The 21,786-nt window shown below is 69.5% G+C and carries 21 protein-coding genes; 10 read left to right on the forward strand and 11 right to left on the reverse strand.

The annotated features are described in order from the left end of the window. Positions 1–186: 186 nt before the first annotated feature. Entirely contained in the window at positions 187–2,628 is a 2,442-nt protein-coding gene (locus tag OG878_RS04995; RefSeq protein WP_328885623.1) for a phosphoketolase family protein, read from the forward strand. Between the two features lie 252 nt (positions 2,629–2,880). On the opposite strand, the gene OG878_RS05005 is transcribed toward OG878_RS04995, so the two are convergent. The 6 genes from OG878_RS05005 to OG878_RS05030 all read right to left on the reverse strand — a co-directional run bounded on the left by OG878_RS05005 (position 2,881) and on the right by OG878_RS05030 (position 7,478). Next, positions 2,881–3,021 carry a hypothetical protein gene (locus OG878_RS05005; protein WP_328885624.1) on the reverse strand — a complete coding sequence of 47 codons (141 nt, stop codon included), beginning with the start codon at positions 3,019–3,021 and terminating at the stop codon, positions 2,881–2,883. A 113-nt stretch (positions 3,022–3,134) separates the two neighbouring features. Further along, positions 3,135–4,028, reverse strand: coding sequence for a carboxylating nicotinate-nucleotide diphosphorylase (gene nadC / locus OG878_RS05010; protein ID WP_328885625.1), 894 nt, complete (start codon positions 4,026–4,028; stop codon positions 3,135–3,137). 90 nt (positions 4,029–4,118) lie between these two features. Continuing rightward, a complete protein-coding gene (locus OG878_RS05015) occupies positions 4,119–4,292 on the reverse strand; it encodes a hypothetical protein (RefSeq protein WP_328885626.1) in 174 nt (57 codons plus the stop codon). A gap of 97 nt (positions 4,293–4,389) precedes the next feature. Continuing rightward, positions 4,390–5,835: an MFS transporter gene (locus OG878_RS05020; RefSeq protein ID WP_328885627.1), complete on the reverse strand. Its 1,446-nt coding sequence runs from the start codon at positions 5,833–5,835 to the stop codon at positions 4,390–4,392. A 154-nt stretch (positions 5,836–5,989) separates the two neighbouring features. Next, a complete protein-coding gene (locus OG878_RS05025; protein WP_328885628.1) occupies positions 5,990–6,448 on the reverse strand; it encodes a MarR family winged helix-turn-helix transcriptional regulator in 459 nt (152 codons plus the stop codon). Between the two features lie 58 nt (positions 6,449–6,506). Next, entirely contained in the window at positions 6,507–7,478 is a 972-nt protein-coding gene (locus OG878_RS05030; RefSeq protein WP_328891135.1) for a hydroxyacid dehydrogenase, read from the reverse strand. Positions 7,479–7,806: 328 nt separating this feature from the next. Between OG878_RS05030 and OG878_RS05035 the strand changes: the two genes are divergently transcribed. From OG878_RS05035 to OG878_RS05050, 4 genes are all read left to right on the forward strand, one after another. Continuing rightward, positions 7,807–8,661, forward strand: coding sequence for an ABC transporter permease (locus OG878_RS05035; RefSeq protein ID WP_328885629.1), 855 nt, complete (start codon positions 7,807–7,809; stop codon positions 8,659–8,661). Next, positions 8,658–9,575: a carbohydrate ABC transporter permease gene (locus OG878_RS05040; RefSeq protein ID WP_328885630.1), complete on the forward strand. Its 918-nt coding sequence runs from the start codon at positions 8,658–8,660 to the stop codon at positions 9,573–9,575. Before OG878_RS05035 ends, OG878_RS05040 begins: the two co-directional genes overlap by 4 nt. 55 nt (positions 9,576–9,630) lie before the next feature. After that, entirely contained in the window at positions 9,631–11,277 is a 1,647-nt protein-coding gene (locus OG878_RS05045; RefSeq protein ID WP_328885631.1) for an extracellular solute-binding protein, read from the forward strand. Positions 11,278–11,358: 81 nt separating this feature from the next. Then, positions 11,359–12,408 (forward strand): LacI family DNA-binding transcriptional regulator, encoded by a 1,050-nt coding sequence (locus OG878_RS05050; RefSeq protein ID WP_328891136.1) that lies wholly within the window; start codon positions 11,359–11,361, stop codon positions 12,406–12,408. Positions 12,409–12,644: 236 nt separating this feature from the next. Here the strand turns inward: OG878_RS05050 and OG878_RS05055 are convergent, their stop codons facing one another. Next, the gene (locus tag OG878_RS05055) at positions 12,645–13,427 is read right to left on the reverse strand and encodes a hypothetical protein (RefSeq protein ID WP_328885632.1); all 783 of its coding nucleotides are present in this window, start codon (positions 13,425–13,427) and stop codon (positions 12,645–12,647) included. 314 nt (positions 13,428–13,741) lie between these two features. Here OG878_RS05055 and OG878_RS05060 point away from each other — a divergent pair, with 314 nt between their 5' ends. Beyond that, positions 13,742–14,626: an LLM class F420-dependent oxidoreductase gene (locus OG878_RS05060; RefSeq protein ID WP_328885633.1), complete on the forward strand. Its 885-nt coding sequence runs from the start codon at positions 13,742–13,744 to the stop codon at positions 14,624–14,626. 332 nt (positions 14,627–14,958) lie between these two features. Here the strand turns inward: OG878_RS05060 and OG878_RS05065 are convergent, their stop codons facing one another. Together OG878_RS05065 and OG878_RS05070 are read right to left on the reverse strand one after the other, a co-directional pair. Further along, positions 14,959–15,924, reverse strand: a complete 966-nt coding sequence (locus OG878_RS05065) for an aldo/keto reductase (protein WP_328891137.1) — start codon at positions 15,922–15,924, stop codon at positions 14,959–14,961. Positions 15,925–16,240: 316 nt separating this feature from the next. Continuing rightward, complete coding sequence (locus OG878_RS05070) at positions 16,241–17,188, reverse strand: NADP-dependent oxidoreductase (protein ID WP_328891138.1); 948 nt, start codon at positions 17,186–17,188, stop codon at positions 16,241–16,243. A 114-nt stretch (positions 17,189–17,302) separates the two neighbouring features. Between OG878_RS05070 and OG878_RS05075 the strand changes: the two genes are divergently transcribed. After that, on the forward strand, positions 17,303–18,262 hold the full coding sequence (locus OG878_RS05075) for a GlxA family transcriptional regulator (RefSeq protein WP_328885634.1): 960 nt from the start codon (positions 17,303–17,305) through the stop codon (positions 18,260–18,262). Positions 18,263–18,392: 130 nt separating this feature from the next. Next, positions 18,393–19,097 carry an NADPH-dependent F420 reductase gene (locus OG878_RS05080; protein WP_328885635.1) on the forward strand — a complete coding sequence of 235 codons (705 nt, stop codon included), beginning with the start codon at positions 18,393–18,395 and terminating at the stop codon, positions 19,095–19,097. Between the two features lie 184 nt (positions 19,098–19,281). On the opposite strand, the gene OG878_RS42185 is transcribed toward OG878_RS05080, so the two are convergent. Next, a complete protein-coding gene (locus OG878_RS42185; RefSeq protein ID WP_443049059.1) occupies positions 19,282–19,410 on the reverse strand; it encodes a hypothetical protein in 129 nt (42 codons plus the stop codon). A 255-nt stretch (positions 19,411–19,665) separates the two neighbouring features. On the opposite strand from OG878_RS42185, the gene OG878_RS05090 reads away from it, so the two are divergent. After that, positions 19,666–20,250, forward strand: a complete 585-nt coding sequence (locus tag OG878_RS05090; RefSeq protein WP_328885636.1) for a DUF302 domain-containing protein — start codon at positions 19,666–19,668, stop codon at positions 20,248–20,250. Positions 20,251–20,253: 3 nt separating this feature from the next. Further along, on the forward strand, positions 20,254–20,382 hold the full coding sequence (locus tag OG878_RS05095) for a hypothetical protein (protein WP_328885637.1): 129 nt from the start codon (positions 20,254–20,256) through the stop codon (positions 20,380–20,382). A 491-nt stretch (positions 20,383–20,873) separates the two neighbouring features. On the opposite strand, the gene OG878_RS05100 is transcribed toward OG878_RS05095, so the two are convergent. Then, positions 20,874–21,719 (reverse strand): NAD(P)H-binding protein, encoded by an 846-nt coding sequence (locus OG878_RS05100; protein WP_328885638.1) that lies wholly within the window; start codon positions 21,717–21,719, stop codon positions 20,874–20,876. Between the last annotated feature and the right edge of the window lie 67 nt (positions 21,720–21,786).

Raw genomic sequence — 21,786 nt, forward strand, 5'->3', positions numbered from 1 at the left:
CACCACGCGTGGCGAGGCCGAGGAGGACCGCCCGCCTCGCGCGCACTCACGACGTGGCCCTCGTGACCGGCGTGCCTGCTGCCGTCGTGCATTCGTGCACCGCTGATCGCTGTGGGCCACCAGTCCGTCGTGGCGCTGCGTACTCCCCGGTCGTGGCAGCCGGGCTGTACCTAAGGGAAGGTTGGGATGGACATGGACGGAACGCAGACTACGGCGACCCGAGTCGCCGCGGGCCCACTCGATCCGGAGCAGTTGCGCCGGATCCACGCGTGGTGGCGGGCGGCGAACTACCTGTCCGTCGGCGAGATCTACCTGATGGACAACCCACTGCTGCGCGAACCACTGCGCCCCGAACATGTGAAGCCGCGACTGCTCGGGCACTGGGGCACCACCCCGGGGCTCAACTTCATCTACGCCCACCTCAACCGCTGCATCACCCGGCGCGACCTGGACATGATCTACGTGATGGGTCCCGGTCACGGCGGGCCGGGACCGGTGGCGGCGGCATGGCTGGAAGGCACCTACAGCGAGGTCTACGCAGACGTGCCCCAGGACACGACCGGACTCAAGAAGCTCTTCACCCAGTTCTCCTTTCCCGGCGGCATCCCCAGCCATGTGGCCCCGGAGACCCCGGGATCGATCCACGAGGGCGGCGAGCTCGGCTACGCGCTGTCGCACGCCTACGGCGCCGCGTTCGACAACCCCGGGCTGACCGTCGCCGCCGTCGTCGGCGACGGGGAGGCGGAGACGGGCCCGATGGCGACCAGCTGGCACTCCAACAAGTTCCTCGACCCGCAGCGGGACGGTGCGGTGCTGCCGATCCTGCACCTCAACGGCTACAAGATCGCCAGCCCTACCGTGCTCGCCCGCATCGAACCCGAGGAGCTGGACCAGCTGCTGCGCGGCTACGGCTACGTCCCCCATTTCGTGGAGGGTTCCGACCCTGCGGAGATGCACCAGGACTTCGCGGCCACCATGGACCGGTGCCTGGACGAGATCGCACGGATCCAGCGGCGCGCCCGCCGGGACGGAGTCACCGAGCGGCCCCGCTGGCCGATGATCGTCCTGCGCACGCCGAAGGGGTGGACCGGCCCCAAGGAGGTCGACGGGCTGAAGGTGGAGGGTTCCTGGCGCTCGCACCAGGTGCCGTTCAGCAACGCCCGCGGCGACGACGCACACCGGGCGGTGCTGGAACAGTGGATGCGCAGCTACCGCCCCGAGGAACTGTTCGACGAGTCCGGCGCCCCGGTACCCGAGATCCGTGACCTGCACCCGGCGGGTGACCGGCGGATGAGCGCCAACCCGCACGCCAACGGCGGTGTGCTGCTGCGCGACCTACGGATGCCGGACTTCCGCGACTATGCGGTGCCGGTCGAGTCACCTGGCACGGGTGCGGTGGAGTCGACCCGGGTCCTGGGCACCTTCCTGCGGGACGTGATGCGCCGCAACATGACCAACTTCCGGGTCCTGGCGCCCGACGAGAACAACTCCAATCGGCTGGGCGCCATCCTCGAGGCCACGCAACGCACCTGGGAGGCCCGGATGGAGCCGGACGATGTGGGCCTCGCCGTCGACGGACGGCTGATGGAGATCCTGTCCGAGCACACCTGCCAGGGTTGGCTGGAGGGCTACCTGCTGACCGGCCGGCACGGGTTCTTCTCCTGCTACGAGGCGTTCATCCACATCGTCGACTCGATGTTCAACCAGCACGCCAAGTGGCTGAAGACCACCGAAGGCATCGAATGGCGGCGTCCCATCGCCTCCCTCAACTACCTTCTGAGCAGCCATGTGTGGCGGCAGGACCACAACGGGTTCTCCCACCAGGACCCGGGCTTCATCGACCACGTGGTGAACAAGAAGGCCGACGTGATCCGGGTCTATCTGCCGCCGGACGCCAACACGCTGCTGTCCACGGTCGACCACTGCCTGCGGAGCAAGCAGTACGTCAACGTCATCGTCGCCGGCAAGCAGCCGCAACTGCAGTACCTGGGCATGGACGACGCGATCGTGCACTGCACCAAGGGGATCGGGATCTGGGAGTGGGCCAGCACGGACGCCGGCGTCGAGCCCGACGTGGTGCTGGGCTGTGCCGGCGACGTACCCACGATGGAGACCCTCGCCGCGGCCGAGATCCTGCGCGGCTGGTTCCCGGAACTGCGGGTGCGGGTGGTGAACGTGGTGGACCTGATGCGCCTGCAGAGCGAACGGGAACACCCGCACGGACTGTCGGACCAGGATTTCGACGCGCTGTTCACGACCGACCGGCCGGTCATCTTCGCCTACCACGGGTACCCGTGGCTGATCCATCGCCTGACCTACCGGCGCACCAACCACGACCAGATCCACGTCCGCGGCTACCTCGAGGAGGGCACCACCACCACCCCCTTCGACATGTGTGTACTCAATCGGATCGACCGGTTCGACCTGGCCATCGACGTCATCGACCGCGTGCCCCGGTTGCAGGGGATCTCCGCGCACCGCCGGGAGGAACTGCGCAACAAGCTGATCGAGCACCGCCACTACGTCCGCACCCACGGCGAGGACCTGCCCGAGGTCCGCGACTGGCAGTGGTCGGCGATCCCCGGACGGACCACGCCCGCCGAGGACCCGCAGGGGACCGCTCCGTGAGTACGGCCGCCGGCCACGGGCACGTCCGGGCCGGTGGTTCCCGCCGTGCGACCCGGCACTTCCCTGCGTGCGGGGCCCGTCGCGCGCGGAAAGACCCGACTCAGGGGCGAGGACCGTGAGTTGGGCCCGGCCACGGGCGCCGAGCCCGGTCATCGCCCGGCTGATGTGGGTCTCCGCGGTGTACGGGCTATGTGCGCGGCACGGCTGACAGGTGACCGGTCCGCCTCACCGGCGCCTTGGCTGTCGTCAGGGTCAGGGGGCGGGTGACGCGGGCCCGGGGATGACGATCGGTGCCACGGCCTCGGCGCGGCCGCGCGCCACGGCGGTCTCGACCTCCTCGCGGGTGACTTCCTTGAAGAGGCGCTCCCCCTGCGCGTCGGTGATGTCGATCACGATGCCGGTCGGTGCGGTCTCAACCTGTGGGTATTCCGCGTCGAGCGGGCCGGCTGGGGAGCTCCCGGGCCGGTCTCCACGCCTCAACCGCAGGCGTTGGTGGATGGGGTGGTTCACTCCTTGGCGACAACATCGACGTGCCTCCGAGGGCTCCGGTCCCGGATCCGGCTCAGGAGCAGGGTGAGGTCGAAGGCGGGTGCGCTGTGGGTGATGGCGCCGACGGAGATGGCGTCGACTCCGGTGAGCGCGATCGCTTTGACGCTGTCCAGGCCGACGTTTCCGGAGGCTTCGATGCGGGTGCCGTGTGCCGCGCGCATCGCGACGACCTGGCGTATGTCCGGCAGGGACATGTTGTCCAGCATGATCCACTCGACTCCGGTGCGCAGCGCCTCGGCTGCCTGGGCCACCGACTCGACTTCGACCTCGACGGCGATGCCGGCGGCGTTGTGTGCGCGGACGGCTGCGACGGCGGCGCCGACCCCGCCCGCCGCGGCGATGTGGTTCTCCTTGAGCAGCACCATTGCGGCCAGGTTGAGGCGGTGGTTGCTCGCCCCGGCGGTCGCGACCGCGTACTTGTCCAGGGCGCGAAGCCCGGGTGCCGTCTTGCGGGTGTCCAGGATTCGCACCGGCAGTCCGGCCACCGCGTCCACGAACGCCGCGGCGTGGGTGGCGATGCCCGACATGCGCTGCAGGAAGTTCAATGCGGTGCGCTCTCCGGTGATGATGGCGCGCGACGGTCCGGTCAGTTCCGCCAGGCTCTGTCCTGCCTGAACACGTTCTCCGTCCTTTACGTGCACACTCACCTCGACGTCGTGGCCGAGCTGTCGGTAAACCTCGCCGAGAATCGGGAGGCCGGCGACCACGCCGTCTTGTCGGGCCAGGATGCGCGCGTGGGCACGCGCGTCGGCGGGCACCGCCCAGAGTGTGGTGACGTCGTCGCCGGCGCAGTCCTCAGCCAGCGCGGTTCGCACCGCCGACTCTCGGACCTGCGCATCGATTTCATTCATCGGGAGCCTCCGGTAGGGAAAACCGCGAAATTCGTGCATTCGGTGAAGTCGGTGCAGCTGCGGCGCCCGGCTTGGGTCGCAGCCGCGCTCTCACAGTCGCAGCCTTCGAACGTGAGCGACGGTTGCGGCACCGGCGAGCTCGACACGGGGGCCCGACGGCGTGCACCGGACGGTGGCCGTGATCGAGGAGGGGCTGCCGAGGCTCTCGCCCATCTCCACGGTGAGTTCGATCGCGCCCTGCCCGGCCCGGTGGGCGGCGAGCACGCGGTGCTGTTCGCGTTGGCGATGTCCTCCGGTACCCCGATCGAGGGTGCGAACATGCGGGCCGCCACGTCGGGCCGCCGCCCTTCCGGCGGGCCGGTCATCGACTCGACCGGCCCTGGCTCGGCGTGCCGGTCGGGGCTGCGGTCGGGTTGGTCCCGGGCGAGCGTTGGCGGGCGAGAGCGAGGCCGGCCATGGTCGTGATCGCCATCGCGGCGATGCCGACCAGCGCTGCCGTGGTGTAGGCGCCGTCGTTCGGGAAGAGATGGCCGGTGTCGGTGCCGGTGGCCAGGACCAGGCCACCTATGGCGCTGCCCAGGGAGTAACCGACGCTACGGACGACATAGTTGAAGCTCATGGCGCTCGACGTCTCGCTCTTGGGGGTGACGGCCAGGATGACGCCGGGCATGGCGGCCGAGAAGCTGCCGACACCGAAGCCCAGCACACCCATTGCTACGAACAGTTCGGCCAGGTTCGACCGGGCCGCCGCAAAGAGGACGAACCCGCCACCGACGACGACGGCGCTGCCGGCCAAGAGCAAGGGGGCGTCGACCCGTTCGCGAACCCGAGGCGTGAGCTTGCCGGCGACGAACCCCAGCACAGAGAACGGGACAAGGACCAGCCCGGCGACGAAGGTGGTCAGCCCGAAGCCGTAACCGGCGCTTTTCGGCGTCTGCGCGTACCGGGTGATGAGCGTGAGCAGGAGGTACATGCCGATCCCGCCGATGAACATGGCGATATTCGCCCCGGCGACCGCCGGGTGCCGCACCGCCCGGACATCGACCAGGGGCGTCTTACTGCGCAGCTCGGAAGCGGTCCAGATGCAGAGCAAGAGCACGGCAACGATGGTGAGGACCACCGCCACGGCGAGGTGATGGCTCCATAGACTCGTCTCGCTTGCGAGGAACAGGACGAGGAACAGTCCACCCGCCAGGACGAGCGCGCCCGCTACGTCCACGTGAGCGGAGCGGCCTTCGGGAGCTACGGGGATGGAGCGCCACGCGGCCAGGAAAGCGATAGCGGTGACGAACAGACCGAGGCCATAGGCGGCCCGCACCCCGCCGAGCTCGGCGAGCAGCCCGGCGAGCGGGTAACCGACGCCGGCCCCGATGATCGAGACCACCGAGATCAGGGCGATCGTGGCCGCGCTGCGCCCCTCGGGAAGATGGTCACGGGCCACGCCCATCATCAGCGCCGTCAGACCGAGCCCGACGCCTTGGGCCGCCCTACCGACAAGCAGCCACGCGAACGGCAGCGGCAGCACGGTGAGCGCACTGCCGGCGACGACGACCGCCAGCGTGGCGAGAATCGTGGCTCGTCGGTGTGGGCCGGCTCCGAGCCGGCCGAGGACGGGCGTAGCGACGGCGCCGCTCAGCAGCGCGATGGTCAGCGTCCACTGCGCGCTGTCGAGTGAGACGTGGAACGTGGTCGCCACGCTGGTGATGAGCGGCGTCCCGAGGCTGGCGACTGCCGCCACGACCAGGGCGATGAACATCAGGGAGGGGACCAGCAGCCGCGCCTCGGAGTGCTCCGGGGTAGTGCTCATCGGTTGGTCCCGGTCGTGATGTGGTCGAACAGGCCGGGACGGATGCGAGTCCGGACCCCTTCCGCCCACGGCTCGTCCAGCTCGGCGACCATCTCCCGCATCCGCCCCAGGCCTCCGTCGGAGTTTGAGTGACCCCGCCGAGTGAACCAGCCTGTCACTGCTTCGACTCTTCTCGATCTTGACTGTCGAGCTCTGTCAGATGCAGCAGCGCCGGAAGGGCTGCCACCAAGGCCTCGACCTCGTCGTCAGTGAGTTTGTCGATCAACTGCCCAAACGCATCGACGCCCGCCCGGCGCCGCGCCCGGACGTAAGACGCGCCGGCCTCGGTCAGACACACCAGCGTGACCCGCTTGTCGGACGTGTCGCCTCTGCGCTCGACCAGCCCGGATTTCTCCATCACCCGAACCAGGACGGTCATCGCGGGCTGGGTGACACCCTCAATCACGGCCAAATCGGTGATGCGTCGTGGGCCGGTCCTGTCCAGGGTGGCCAGGGTGGCAGCGGACGTGAGGCTCAGGTCACGTGGAAGACGCCTCACGGCCCTGGTAGCCAGTCCGTAGAGGGCTGACCCGATTGCAGTGGAAGCGCGACGAGTTGCGTCTTGACTGCCCATGCTTGAAGCATAGCATTTTTATATGAATGCTTTATGCATCTCTCGCCCGTGAGCGGCCTCAGGCGAGCCGTGTCAGGTCGGCTCGCCCGAGGCCGCCGCGCAGGGGCTGCCCGCGGGCGAAGCGCTCCGCCTCCTCGACGGCGTAGACGCCGAGGCGGCGCACCTCGCTGCCCTGGGCACCCGCGAGATGCGGGGTGGTCAGGACGTTGGGGAGCGTGAGGAGGGGATGGCCGGCGGGGAGCGGCTCCGGGTCGGTGACGTCGAGGAAGGCGTCCAGACGGCCCGAGGCGCATTCACGGGTCAGGGCGTCGGTGTCGAGCAGGCTGCCGCGCGCCGTGTTGACGACAGTGGCCCCGTCCGGGACGAGCGCCAGCATCGCCGCGTCCATCAGGTGCTGCGTTTCGGGGAGTTGGGGGGCGTGGATGCTCACCACCGAGCTCCGGCGGCAGAGTTCGTCGAGCGGGACCAGCTCGGCGCCCAGGGATGCCGCCTCCCGCCCGGTGACGTACGGGTCGGTGAGCAGAAGGTGGTAGTCGCTGTCCGAAGCGGAGAGCCGGGCGAGCACGCCGCGGCCGATACGCGAGGCGCCGACGATGCCGACCGTCCGGCCGTCCGCGCCCTCCCGCTCCGAGAATGCGGGCCAGCCCTCCCCGTAGCGCGCAGCGGTGGACAGGGCGCGTTTCGAGGCGAGTGTGATGACGGCGACGGTGTAGTCCACGACGGGGCCCGCGTTGGCGTCCGCCGCCGAGGAGACGAGCAGACCGCGCTCCCACACCGCTTCTGTGACCAGGCTCTTGACGGATCCCGCGGAGTGGACGACCGCCTGCAGCCGTGGCGCCAGGGCCAGCACATCCGCGGCGAGCGGCGGGCAGCCCCAGCCGGTGATCAGGAGCTGCGTGTCGGCGAGGACGGCGCCCGCCTCCGTTCCGGTGAGCGACCCCGTCAGCGGTTCGTCCGCCAAATCGACGCAGCGCAGCAGCCGTTCACGCAGCTCGGGCGGGAACACCGCCCGTGCCACGTCAAGACCCATGGCCAGCGCGGTGGTTGGTCGGTCGGCCACGGCACCCACTCTCTGACTGTAACCGGTTCCACAACAGTGCAGGAGGTTAGAGCGATTTCTCGCGAGAGGTCAAGAGGACCATGGACGCGATGGGTTGACCGCCTCATGTAACCGCTTTAGATTCCTCGCACCTTGTTCCCACGACGGAGGGGTTGCCGTGCCCACGGTGACAGAGAATCGGACCGGCGGCGGAGCGGTAGAGCCACCCATCGAGCGGACGTATCCCCCTAACCCACCCAATCCCTCAGGCAATTACAGGTGGAAGCGTTTCCATTCGAGTCGGACCCTGGTGCTGCTGATGCTCCCGGGGCTCGTGTACTTCCTGCTCTTCCACTACGGCGCCTTCGTAGGCAACGTCGTGGCGTTCAGGGAGTACGTGCCGTTCGACGGACTGTGGGCCAGCCCCTGGGTCGGCGCCGAGAACTTCAGCCGGATGTTCGGCGACCCGGACTTCTGGCACGCCACCTGGAACACCCTGGCGATCGCCCTGCTCCAACTGATCTTCTTCTTCCCCGTACCGCTGGCCATCGCCCTGCTGCTGCACGGCCTCACCTCGGACCTGCTGCGCCGCTTCGTGCAGTCCGTGGTCTATCTGCCGCACTTCCTGTCCTGGGTCATCGTCGTCGCCCTCTTTCAGCAAGTCCTTGGTTCGACGGGCCTGTTGAACAGCGTGCTGGGCGATGCAGGGCTGCACACGGTCGACATCATCGGCAACCCCGACGCATACAGGCCGCTCGTCGTCGCCCAGGTCGTCTGGAAGGACGCCGGCTGGGGCACGATCATCTTCCTCGCCGCCCTGATGCAGGTCGACGAGCAGAGTTACGAAGCGGCCGCCATCGACGGCGCGGGCCCATGGCGCCGCTTCTGGCACGTCACCCTGCCGTCCATCAGGCCCGTCATCGTGCTCCTGCTGATCATGCGGCTCGGCGACGTACTGTCCGTCGGCTTCGAGCAGATGCTGCTGCAGCGGTCCACGGTGGGACCCGGCGCCGGGGAGATCCTCGACACCTTCGTCTTCTGGCAGGGCCTGGTCGGCGGTGACACCGGATACGCGGCCGCGGCGGGCCTCTTCAAGGGAGTCGTCGGCGCGGCCCTCGTCTTCGCGGCCAACAAGGTCGCGCACCGGCTCGGAGAGCAGGGGATCTACAAGTGACCACCACAGCGAACCACGCACGCCCGGCCCGGCACATCCGTCCCGCCTGGGCGGAGAAGCCCAGGCCCGTCACCCAGGCGGGCAAGGCCGTCGCCCTCACCGTCCTGCTCGTCCTGGTCCTGGTGCCCTTCCTGGTGATCGTCTCCACCAGCCTCGCCTCCAACCAGGAGGTGGTCGACAACGGCGGCTGGGTGCTCTGGCCCTCGCACCCGACCACCCGCGCCTACCGGCAGATCCTCGACGGCGGCATCGTCACCAAGGCGCTCGGGGTGAGCGTCGGCGTCACCCTGTGCGGGACGCTCCTCTCGCTCGCCTGCACGACGTTCCTCGCGTACGCGCTGAGCCGTCCCAAGGTCTTCGGCGCCAAGCCGGCACTGATGCTCATCCTCTTCACCTTCCTCTTTCCGCCAGGCATGATCCCTGCCTTCCTTCTGGTCAAGGGGATGGGGCTGCTCGACAACTACGCCGCACTGATCGCCCCCGTGCTCATCAATGTCTTCAACCTGGTGGTCCTGCGCGGCTTCTTCCAGGGGATACCCGAAGAGCTGTACGAGGCCGCCCGCCTGGACGGCGCGGGCGACTGGCAGACCCTGTGGCGCATCGTGCTGCCGTTGTCCAAGGCCGCGCTCGCAGTGGTCGGCCTCTTCTACGCGGTGAGCTACTGGAACGCCTGGTTCCATGCCTCGATCTATATGAACTCCGACCACTGGCCGCTCCAGCAGGTCCTGCGCACCTATGTCATCGGCGGCGCACAGATCGCCGACACCGGGGCCAGCGAGGCGGGCATGATCTCCGCCCCGCAGACGACGCAGATGGCGGTGCTCGTCATCGCGACCGTACCCATCCTGATCGTCTACCCCTTCCTGCAGAAGTACTTCACCAAGGGCGTGCTCACCGGCGCCATCAAGAGCTGACCCCCACCTCTCCCACACCCCAGCCCCAGAGCCGACTCGAAGGGTTTACCTCGCCATGTCCTCCTCCCTCTCGCGCCGCACCCTGCTGCGCTCCATCGCCGTCGGTGGCGCCGCGATCGCCGCCCCCTCCGGACTCACCGCATGCTCCACCAGCTCCAAGGACCGTCAGGTCAGCAACGCCGGTACGAAACTGGCGCCCTGGCCCGCCTACGTCGCCGCCCCCGTACCCGCGCCCGAACTCGCACCGTCCTCCAGCGGCGTACAGGCCGGGTACACCCGCTACCCCGACAAGCTGGTCAAGGCGGTGGCCGACAAGCCCGGCAGGGGCGAGAAGATCAGGGTCATCACGATCACCTACGGCACCCCGCCCAAGCCCGCCTCGCAGAACAAGTACTGGGCCGCGATGAACGAGGCCCTCGGTGTGGACATCGAGTTCACCGTCGTACCCGACGCGGACTTCGACGCCAAGATGGCCACCGTGATCGCGGGCGGCGACCTGCCCGACATCATCAACGTCGGCGGCGGCCATGTGCTGCCCAGCAAGGAGCAGTTCGTACGGGCACGCTGCGCCGACCTCACCGAGTTCCTGTCGGGCGACGCGATCAAGGAGTACCCCAACCTCGCCAACATCCCCACCTACTCCTGGCAGGGCCTGGGCCGGATCGCGGGCCGGCTGTACGGTGTGCCCATCGAACGCCCGAAGCCGAACGAGGCCATCTTCATCAACCGCACCGCGTTCGACGCCGCGGGCTACAAGCCGGGGATGTCCGCCGAGGACTTCGCGGCCGTGGTGAAGGAGGCCTCGACGTCCAAGAAGTTCGCGCTCGGCTCGTCCATGTCCACCGTCTACGGGCACAAGACGCACGCCATGTGGCACGGCGCCCCCAACGACTGGGAGATCAAGGACGGCAAAGCCATCGACATGTGGGGCACCGAGGAGTTCAAGGCGACGCTGGAGTACCTGGTCGCCAGGAACAACGACAAGGTGTTCTACCCGGACGCCTCCTCCACCTCCACCGTCGACATCAAGACCCTCTTCTACAACGGCACCCTGCTCTCCATGGCGGACGGCTTCGCCGGCTCCCTCCTCCCGGCTCAGCAGGGCATCAAGGGCGCGTACGAACTCGACGTCCTCACCCCGTACACCGTCAGCGGCGCGACCGCCCACTACCAGCAGAACACCGGCTATTTCGGTGGCACCTACTTCAAGAAGGCGTCGAAGGACCGCATCAAGCTGCTGCTGCGGGTCCTGGACTGGCTGGCGTCGCCGTTCGGCTCCGAGGAATACCAGCTGATGCACTTCGGCGTCGAGGGCACCCACTTCACCCGCGACGCGACGGGCAGTCCCCTCCTGACCTCGCTCGGCCTGATCGAGAACAAGATCAATGTGCCGTTCGCCTACCTCTGCGACGCCCCCACCGTGCTGTTCGTGCCCGGCGACCCCGAACTCACCGAGCGGGTGCACGCCTGGGAGCAGCAGGTGATGCCGATGATGAAGCCCAACGACAGTGCGGGCCTGGTCTCGGAGACCCTCAGCAAGCACAACGCGACCCTCAGCCAGCTCCTCAGGGACGGGACCACCGCTGTCATCTCCGGCCGCAGCAAGCTCTCCGACTGGGACTCCATTTACAAGAAGTGGCGCAACCAGGGCGGTGCCAAGGCCGCCGACGAACTGGTGAAGGAGTTCGAGTCGGCCCACTGACCAGCAGGTAGGGCAAGATGGTCCCGGGTGGCAGCCGCACGTGCTGCCGCCCGGGGCGGCGAACGACCAGAGGGGGCAGTGGTGGGGGAACGGGTCACCATCCGTGATGTGGCGGCGCGTGCCGGGGTCTCGGTGGCGACCGCCTCCCGGGTCCTGTCCGGCACCCATGCGACCTCGGCCGGCGCCCGGACCAAGGTGCTCCGTGCCGTCAAGGACCTCGACTACGTGATCAACCCGCACGCCCGCGCCCTGGCCGGCACCGGCCGCAAGACCGTCGCCGTCCTCATCTCCCAGGTCACCAGCCCGTTCTACGCGAAGGTCGCCCAGGGCGTGGAGGAGGAGAGCGCCAAGCGCGACCGCCTCTGTCTGGTGTGTACGACCGGGGGTGACCCGGCCCGCGAACTCGCCGTCGTCCAGATGATGCGCGAGCAGGCGGCGGAGGCCGTGGTGCTGGTCGGCGGGGTCGCGGAGGACGAAGAGTACCGGGCGCGCATGGCGCAGTACGCCCAGGCGCTGGCCGCGGCCGGTTCGCGTCTGGTGCTCTGCGGACGGCCCACGCCCGCACCCGATGTGCCTGCGATCGTCGTCGAGTACGACAACGAGGCGGGCGCGCATGCCGTCACCAGTCACCTGCTGGGCGCCGGACACCGCAAAATCGTCCTGCTGGGGTACGAACCGGGGCACACCACGGGCGAGGCGCGCGTCGCCGGATACCTCAAGGCCCTCGCCGACCACGGGCTTCCGCCGTCGGCGGCCCGGCTGCACGGCACCCACTTCAGCCGGATCGCCGGGTACGAGGTGATGCGCGGGCTCCTCGACGCGTGCGACGGGCGGCCCGACTTCACCGCGGTCGTCGCGGGCGACGACGAGAGCGCGGCCGCCGCGATGCGCGCCCTCCAGGAGCGCGGGCTGCGGGTGCCCGAGGACATCTCCGTCGTCGGCTACAACGACGACCCGGTGGCCGCCGAGGTCACCCCCCGGCTGACCACGGTCCACATCCCTGCCGAGGAGCTGGGCCGCACCGCGGTCCGGCTGGCGCTGGACCGGCCGCCGGCCACCGGTCCCGAGCGGCACGTCCTGGGCACGCACATCGTGATCCGCGAGAGCGTCAGGCCGCTCCCCCGCATCTGACGTGTACCCCTGGTCGACGGCCACGCACCGCGGCGTACCCGGCCCGGACCGTCCCCGTCGGCGGAAGGCGTGCGCGTGCGCCGCATCCCGGCGATCGCCGTCGCACCACTCCGTCGGCTGCTCACCGCGTGCCCCGGACAGCAGCCGGACACCCGGAGCCCGCCCGCGCCGGCCGGCCGCCCTGAAGCTCTCTCCGCGATGAGCCGGGACCGCATGGCGCATGCGTGTCGCCACGCCTATGAGGTCTTGCCGTTCTTGGACACCCGGTAGTACTCGGCCATCGACGTCTGCAGCTCGAACACCATTCCGTACTGTCGGCGAATGTCGGCCACGGTCTTCGATGCCGGCTCACGCAGGCACCGCGTCACCGGCGGATCGCTCTTCACACACGGATCCGGCTCCGCGACCAGACTCTTCTTGGCACTGCGCACGGTGTCCCACGACAAGGTCTGCCAAGGGTCGAAAACCTGGGCCGGTTCGGGTGTGCCGGGGCCGGTCGGGTTCTGGCCGTGGCCCCGGTAGTAGGCGACGAGGCGTCTGCGGAAGTCGTCGTGGCCGAAGGGGATCGTGCCCGCGGCAGCGCCGGCGGAGGAGTCGTGGTCGCCGGCGGTGAAGATGCCGTCCAGGACGTCGCCGATCCGGTGCGGGTCGGCCCCGTAGTAGGCGGTGACGCTCATGGTGCAGCGGATCTTGTACTGGTCGTCGCCGGTCTGGAAGAACCACTCCTTCGCCGCTCCCCCGACACACCGGTCGTTCACGGTCACCAGACCAAGGGTGAGAGGTGTGTTCTCGTCGTAGGCGCGCACCATCGTCCGAAGGGGTTCCTCGGCCGCCTCCCTGGACTGTCGGGCCTGAGTGCTTCCCGCAAGCTCGCGCACTTCCTTCGGACCGGTGGCACGGTCCTGGGAAGAACACGCGGAGAGGGCGAGGAGGAGGCCGAGGAGGCCGAGGACGCCGGGAAGGCGTTCGGTGGCGTTGCGCACGGCGGATACAGCGGCCGTCGCCCGGTTCGCAGTCATGTGGCCATCGTTTCGCCGGAGTTGACATCCTCCATCCGTACAGATACTCATCCAGGCCCCGGAGGTACCCGGCTGGGAGCGGTCCAGGGCTTCTCCGGCGTCCGCAGAGTACGGGCACGCCTGCTTGCCGCCCGTCCGCGGATTCGGGCAACCACCACCGTGATGGTGTGCTCGGCGTACGTGGGGTGAGCAACCCGCTCCACGCCCATGCCCAAGGCAAGGCGCGCCGCTCAACGGCCGAATACGAGGACCGTCTTGCCGGGGCTGGTACAACCGACCTCGAACCTCAGTCTCCCGGCGACAGGAACGGTCCCATGGGTTTCAGCGACAGTGACGCACCGCGGGCCACGACCATCGGCCGGTACGGCGTGTGGACCGCGGCTCTGCACGCCTCTGACTCGGCCCGTGCCACGGAAGTCGTCGAGGCCGCCGCGGAATTGGAGGAACTCGGCTACGGCGCGCTCTGGCTCGGCACCAGTGGCGTCGAGGACGCGGCCCGGTTGATCGACGCGACCGCGACCATCACTGTCGCCACCGGCATCCTCAGCATCTGGCGATACGAGGCGGAGGACACCGCCGCCCGGTGGTCCGCCCTGGAGACTGCCCATCCCGGCCGCTTCCTGCTCGGCCTCGGCGTCAGCCACGCCAAGCTCGCAGAGAAGTACGAGCGCCCCTACGCGGCGATGAACAACTATCTGGACGCCTTGGACGCTGCCGGAGTCCCCGCCGACCGCCGGGTCCTCGCCGCCCTCGGCCCGAGGATGCTCGGGCTCGCCCGCGACCGCGCCGCGGGCGCCCACCCGTACCTGGTCACCCCGGAACACACCGCCCAGGCGCGGGAGAAGCTGGGCAAGGGGCCGCTGCTCGCGCCGGAGTTCACCGTGGTCCTGGAGGCCGATCCCGACCGCGCACGAGCTGCGGCCCGCCAGATGCTCGCGCTTTACCTGCAGCTGCCCAACTACACCGACAGCTGGCTGCGGCTGGGGTTCACCGAGGACGACTTCGCGAGTGGCGGCAGCGACCGCCTGGTCGACACACTCATCGGCTGGGGCGACGAGCAGAGGGTCCGCGAGCGGATCGACGCCTTCCTCGACGCGGGCGCCGACCACGTCGCCGTGCAGGCGCTGGCCACGGATGGGGATCGGGGCGCTCCGCCCCGCGAGGACTGGCGACGGTTGGCTGCGGCACTGGAACTGTGAGCGCACCCTGCTGTCGCAACCCTGAGGGTGAATCCCGATAGCGCGCCGCCTTGCCGAGCTCCTCCGGCACACGGAGTGCGGTGGTGAGACGTTCCCCTGCGCCTGCCCGTCACCACAGAGCCCACGACCGGAGACCTCCGCCGCCCCGAACGCGGGGATATCCTCCGAAGAATTCCTCAGCGGCTCTGAAGCCCGTGCTGATCGCCTCGCCGGTCGTCCGTGTGGCCCGGGCCCGAGCATCCAGGCCCCTGAGGCCGGCATCGGCCACGGCCGGGAGATACGGGGGTGAGCCGCGTACCGCCCGGCCGCAGCCATGGCAGGGCGCCCGTGGATCAGGAGTAGAAGTTGCGCTGCCACCGGTGCTTGGCCAGCACGGCGAGCTGGTCGGCGGTGAGCGGACGCCCGTCGCTCAGCGCCGTGTTGCGCTCGACATTGCGTACGGTGCGCATTCCGGGGATGACGGTGGAGACCGCCGGCGAACTCAGCACGAAACGCAATGCGTGCTCAGCGATCTCATCGGCGGCGATGCCGAGGTCGGCGACGATGGCGGCCACCCGCTGTTCGACCTGTGCCGGGCGGTCGTCACGGAAGTAGCGGTTGCGCCAGTCGCCCTCGGGGAATGTCGTGCCGGCGGTGATGCGGCCTGTGAGGCCGCCCTCGTCCAGCGCCACCCGCACAATGACACCGACGCCGTGCTCCTCACAGGCCGGCAGCAGCTCGTCGGCTGGCGCCTGGTCGAAGATGTTGTAGATGACCTGCACGGTGTCCACGGCGCCGCTGCGCACCAACTCGAGGGCGGTTTCGGGCTGGTGGTCGTTGATGGAGACGCCGAAGAGACGGATCTTCCCTTCGTGCTTCAGCTCGGCGATCGTCTCCAGCCAGTCGCCACGGCCGAGCCAGTCATCGTTCCAGACGTGGAACTGCAGTACGTCGAAGTGGTCCAGGCCGCTGGTGCGCAGGCTGGTTTCCAGGCTTGTGCGGATGTGCTCGCCCGGGAAGGTCTCGGCCGGGTCCAGACCGCCGGGCGCCGGCCACATGCGGTTCATGGGCGGCACTTTGGTCGCGACGCGCACCTCGTCACCGGCCCGCTCGCGGACGACCCGGCCGACGATGCGTTCACTCTCACCGTAGCCACGGGCGGTGTCGATGAAGTTCACGCCGAGGTCGATGGCACGGTGCAGGGCACGTACGGATTCGTCCTCCGTGGCGCCCACCCAGCTGGACTCGCCGATGCCCCAGGCGCCGTAACCGATCTCTGACACGGACAGTCCGCTGCGTCCCAGCTCGCGGTAGCGCACAATCATCCTCCACGTCATGGTTCCCGTCCGGCCGAGCCGAGGACTCCGCCGGAATCACGTCGACGATAAGCGACGTGGGCAGACAGGGCAGGTGGCTTTCGTCGGCCTTTCGGAGCGACGGATCGTCGCGTGCACGAAGCGTCCGGCCATTCCGCGCCCCGGTCCGGGGACGAAGAAGGGCGCGCCGGGGAGCTGCGCACGTCCGCGAGGCCGGGCCCGGAGCCGGCGTTCGCACTTCCCGTTCGTCAGGCATCCGGGCCGTGCCGTTCGCAGGGCGCGAGCTGTCAGGCCCGCGCCCTGCGGCCGCGGCGCCCGGTCAGATCGTTCCGTGCTCCTCCACCACCAGGACGATCTTGCCGGTGGTGCGGCCGGTCTCGCCCAGGGCGTGGGCCTTGGCGGCTTCCGCCAGGGGGAACGTGGCCTCGATATGAGCGCGTAGCGAGCCCGCCTCGACGAGTGCGGCGATCGCGTTCATGCCGGCGTGGTCGGCCTCGACGAGAAGGGTCTCGACGCGGACGCCCGACTCGGCGGCCCTCGCCGCTTCTTCCGGTGAGCCGCCGCTCAGCAGCGAGACGAGGATGCCGCCGGGACGGAGGACGTCCAGCGAGCGGGCGCGGGTCTCCCCGGAGAGGGGGTCGAGGACCATATCGATGTCCTTGACCACTTCGGCGAAGTCGACCGTACGGTAGTCGATCACTTCGTCCGCGCCGAGCGAGCGGACGAAGTCGTGCTTGGGGGCGCTTGCGGTGCCGATGACGTAGGCGCCGCGGGACTTGGCGATCTGGACGGCGAGGTGACCGACGCCTCCGGCGGCCGCGTGGATGAGGACCCTCTGCCCGGGGCGGACTTCGGCCGTGTCGACGATCGCCTGGTACGCGGTGAGGGCGGCGAGCGGGAGGGCCCCGGCCTGGATGTGGTCGATACCGGAGGGCTTGTGGGTGAAGGCGCGGGCGGGACCGGTCACGTATTCGGCGTGGGAGCCGACTCCGTACGGGTAGGGCAACATGCCGAAGACCTCGTCCCCGGGCTTGAAGAGGGTGACGCCGTAGCCGACGGCCTCGACGACTCCGGAGACGTCCCAGCCGAGGACGAGCGGAAGCCGGTCGAGGAAGAGGCCGTGCGCGCGGTGCTTCCAGTCGGTCGGGTTGACGCCGGCTGCACGGACGGCGACCAGGATCTGGCTGGGTCCGGGGACGGGCGTGGGAATCCGGACCTCGTTGAGCACCTCGGGGGCTCCATGGGTGTCCTGGCTGATGGCGCGCATGGTGGCGGGCGTCTGGGGTGTGCTGTTCGCGGTGGTCTGGCTCATGACTTCAGCGTCGCCGAGTCCGCCGTTCGGTACCATGGCATGATTGCCATCTTTCGACGGGATCCTGCCATGGGAAACGAGCACCGTGTCGTCGTTCTCGCCCTGGACGGGGTGTACCCGTTCGAGCTGGGCATTCCGAGCCGGGTCTTCGGGGCGGCGGAAGGCCGCTACACAGTCCTGACCTGCACCGTCGACGGTAGGCCGGTGCGTACCAACGCCGACTTCTCGATCACGGTCGAGCACGGCCCGGACGTTCTGGCCACGGCCGACACCGTCGTCATCCCGCCCTTCGACACTTCTCGCATCACGCGGGGGGTGTCTCCGGACGTGGCGGAGGCACTGGCCACCCTGACACCGGGCACACGACTGGTGTCAATCTGCACCGGAGCGTTCGTCCTCGCGGCCGCCGGACTGCTCGACGGCAGGCCGGCCACCACGCACTGGGCGCTCGCGGGCATCTTCCGCGAGTGGTACCCACAGGTGGCCGTGGATCCGGACGTCCTGTTCATCGACGACGGCGACGTGCTGACCTCCGCGGGTGCCGCGTCCGGCGTCGACGTCTGCCTGCATCTGGTGCGCAAGGACCACGGCAGCGAGGCCGCCAACCGGGTGGCGCGGGCCTGTGTCGTACCGCCGTGGCGGGACGGCGGACAGGCCCAGTACATCGAACAGCCCGTCCCCGAGCCCGGAGCGAACGGCACGGCCGCCACCCGTCAGTGGGCGCTGGAGAACCTTCACGAGCCGCTGACCCTGGCGGAGCTCGCCGGTCATGCCCGCATGAGCGTGCGCACCTTCGCCCGTCGCTTCGACGAGGAGGTCGGCACGAGTCCGGGCAGGTGGCTCATCCAGCAGCGGGTCGCTCGGGCGCGGCACCTGCTCGAATCGAGCGACCTGTCGGTGGACGAGATCGCCGGCCGCGTGGGTTTTGCCGCCGGGACCTCACTGAGACAGCACCTGCACGCCTCGATCGGCGTGTCGCCGCTCGCTTACCGGCGCACCTTCCGAGGCGCGCTGCCGGCGAGCAGCTGACGGACACCTCGGTTCGCGCAAGGTCGAGCCCCGCACGGCCGGCACCCTCGGGGCACACCGGTTGCCGTACTCATCACCCTGCCCGACGGCGAGTTCGACGCGCTCAGCAGCCCCGCCTGACCGACTCTGGATGGCGAAGCCGGATACCGGAACCATCCTCGAAGGACAGCTCATGAAGATCGGCATCATCGGAGCAGGCAACATCGGCGGCAATCTCACCCGCCGTCTCACCGCCCTCGGGCACGACGTGTCCGTGGCCAACTCCCGCGGCCCCGAGACCTTGGCCGCCCTGGCGGAGGAGACCGGAGCGACCCCGGTCACCTCCACCGAAGCCGCCCGCGGCGCGGAAGTCGTCGTGGTGACCATCCCGCTGTGGAGGATCCCCGGTCTGCCCTCCGGTCTCTTCGACGGCGCGGCCGAGGGATTCGCCGTCATCGACACCGGCAACTACTACCCCAAGGAGCGCGACGGCCGGATCGCCGCGATCGAGGAAGAGGGCCTGACCGAGAGCCGCTGGACCGAGCAGCACCTCGGCCATCCGGTCGTCAAGGCGTTCAACGGCACCTTCGCCCAGGACATCCTCGCCAAGCCGCGGCCGGCTGGGGACCCCGAGCGGATCGCCCTGCCCGTCGCCTCGGACGACGTGACCGCCAAGGCGACCGTCCGCGCCCTGATCGACGAACTCGGCTTCGACACCGTGGACGCCGGCGGCATCGACGACTCATGGCGCCAGCAGCCCGGCAGCCCTGTCTACGGGCTCCGCGCCGACGTCGCCGGCGTGACGAAGGCCCTCGCCGACGCCTCACCCGAGCGCAGGTCGGACTTCCGGGCCTGAGAACTCCTCAGGAATGAGACTGGGACCGCTTTTGGGCCGCGCCGAGCTGCCCTCTCGCAGGAGGAGTCGATCACCGCCCGCGACCACTCCGGTCTCCTCGCAGCCCGCAGCTTCTCCAGCAGCACGACGTGCAACTGGTCCCCCATGCCGGCCTCGTTCCACGCGTCCCGGCGCCGCCGGCAGGTCACGCCGGGGCCGAAGCGCAGCTCCGGGGCAGGTACTCCCGCTGGATGCCGGTGTGCAGCACGAACAGGATCCCGCACAGAGCGTGCCGGTCCGGCGGCTCGGTGAGCGAACACAGTTCATCCGACACGGCCCACGGCTGCGACTGTCCTTCCCCGCGACCAGGCCCACGAGCAGACAAGCCAACAGCCACATGATCAACGACTTCTGTTGGCGCCTCTCACCGCAAGGGCATTGGGCCGTCAGCCGGGGTACGGCCTGGTGCGCGCCCGCCGGGGACGGGCCCGCCGGTCCCCGGCCGAGCAGTACATTTCGTCTATTTTGCGTAGACTTTTCTCGGGCTGTGATCGAGACGGGACAACCGCGTCAGCGGAAGGACAGGAAAATGGCCTCCACACCCACCACGGCCGACTGGTCAGCTGAGAACTATGAGGCGCGCCGGCTCACGATCGCGGCCGGCGACTACGACGACCTGCTGGCCCGCTTCGAGTCGATCGTGCCGACGGTTCCGATGGCCGCGGTCGACGCGCTGATCGAGCGCGGGGCCGACTGGGACGAGATGCTGGAGCTCATCGACAAGGCCGCGCCGTACGGGTTTCTCGTCTACGCCCGGATCGACGTCGGCCCGACGATGGCCTCCGCGGGCGACGGCGGCCGTGGCGTCGAGTACCTGATGGGCAACCACACGATCGCCGAGCGGATGTACCGCCATGACCAGCGCGCGATGCTGTACGCACCCTTGCGGCTCTTCCTCTACGAGACGCCGGACGGCAAGGCGTACTTCGCCCTGGACCAGCCGAGCCCCCAGCTCGGGAGTTTCGGCGATGAGCGCGTCCTTTCGGTCGGCCGCGAGCTCGACGCCAAGGTTGCTGCCCTGCTGGGCGCGCTCGGACTCCCTGTGCCTGCGGGGCTGCTCGGACAGGACCAGCAGGCGCCCGCCCGACCCGCCGCCTCGACGCCGGGAGACTGACCGATGGCGAGAACTTCGGACGCCAAGGACAGCATGATCGAGAGCGTCGTCGTGCGGCTCCGGCGCGGCCACGGCGTCGCAGGCACGGCCTTCGCCGATGTCCTGGCCGACAGCGGCGCTCCGCGAGGCTGAGGGCTGTCCCGTAGGTGGAGCACCAGTTCCCCGGGGGGGCGGACCCAGCTCTCTGAGCCGGCGACCCGGGGCAGTGCCGAGGCTGTTGCGGAGAACCTCGAGGCCTGGCAAGGCGACGACGTCATGCGCACGCGGTCGGCCGCGAGTTCAACCGGCTGCTCGCCGAGCCGATCAACGAACTGGGCGGCGTCGTGCCCGAGCTGCTGACCAGCTGACACGGCGGGGAGCGACCCCGACGACCTTCGCAACCGCTGCCGCTCGGTGGCGGTCCGGACCACCGGACGGGCGGCGGCAACAGGCAGGGCAGGCAGGGCGATCAGCAGAAGTGGATGACGTCGGGCATCCGCAGGCCCCGGCGGTCGCCCTTCCCCGAAGGACGGCGCCGGGGCGCTCCGGCTGTCCGGGATCGTCCTCCGCGTGAACCGGGGCATCCGGGTGGCACCGCCGGCGACGGCCCCCGGGAACCTCGGCCGCGGCCGACAGCGCAGGTCCTACCGGAAGGCGGCGATGTGACGCTGGACCCAGTCGGCGAAGGTGCGGGGCGCGCGGCCGAGGACGCGCTCGACGTCGGGGCTGATCCGCTGCTCGGCGGCGTTGGGCTCGCCCAGGGCATCAAGGGTGGTCTCGACCACGGGCCCGGGCATGAACTGCAGCATCTGTGCGTGCGCCTCGTCGCGGGTCTGCTCGATGAACCGGATGGGCTCGCCGAGCGCGTCGCCGATCGCCTCGGCCCGTTGCCGGGGCGTGCTGAGGGCGGGCCCGGTCAACTCGTAGAACTGCCCGGCGTGACCGTCCTCGCGCAAGGCTGTGGCGGCGACCTCGGCAATGTCGGCGGGGTCGACGGTCGGCAGGCCGACGTCACCGAACGGCGCGGCGACCGTCCGCTGGGCACGAACCGACTCGACCCAGGCGTACGCGTTGGAGCTGAAGCCACCGGGTCGCAGGATCGTCCAGTCCATGCCCGACTGCCGGACGGCGTCCTCGATGGCCCGCATCATGCCTCCATGGGACGCCGACTGCGGTCGGGTGGCGGCTCCTATGGAGGACAGCAACACGATGCGTCCGACTCCGCCGGCTTTCGCGACGTCGAGGATGTCCCGTGGGCTCAACAGATGGGCACTGGGCCCGCCATCGTGCAGGAACAGCGCGTCCGCGCCGTCGAGAACAGTCCGAAGGCTCTCAGGGGTGGTCAGGTCCGCCTGCTGATGTCGGACGCCCTCCGGCACGGCGGCGTCCGAGACCCCTCGGGACACCGCCGTCACCTGCTCACCGGCTGCCGCGAGTGCCTGCACAAGCGGTCGGCCAACGTTGCCGGTCGCTCCCATAACTACGATCATGATCAACTCCCGTGTCACTTCACCGTGTTCTTCACGCCCGAGTGGGCGAGAGACGTCACAGGCGGGG

The sequence above is a fragment of the Streptomyces sp. NBC_00316 genome (assembly GCF_036158715.1).
Classification (GTDB): Bacteria; Actinomycetota; Actinomycetes; order Streptomycetales; family Streptomycetaceae; genus Streptomyces.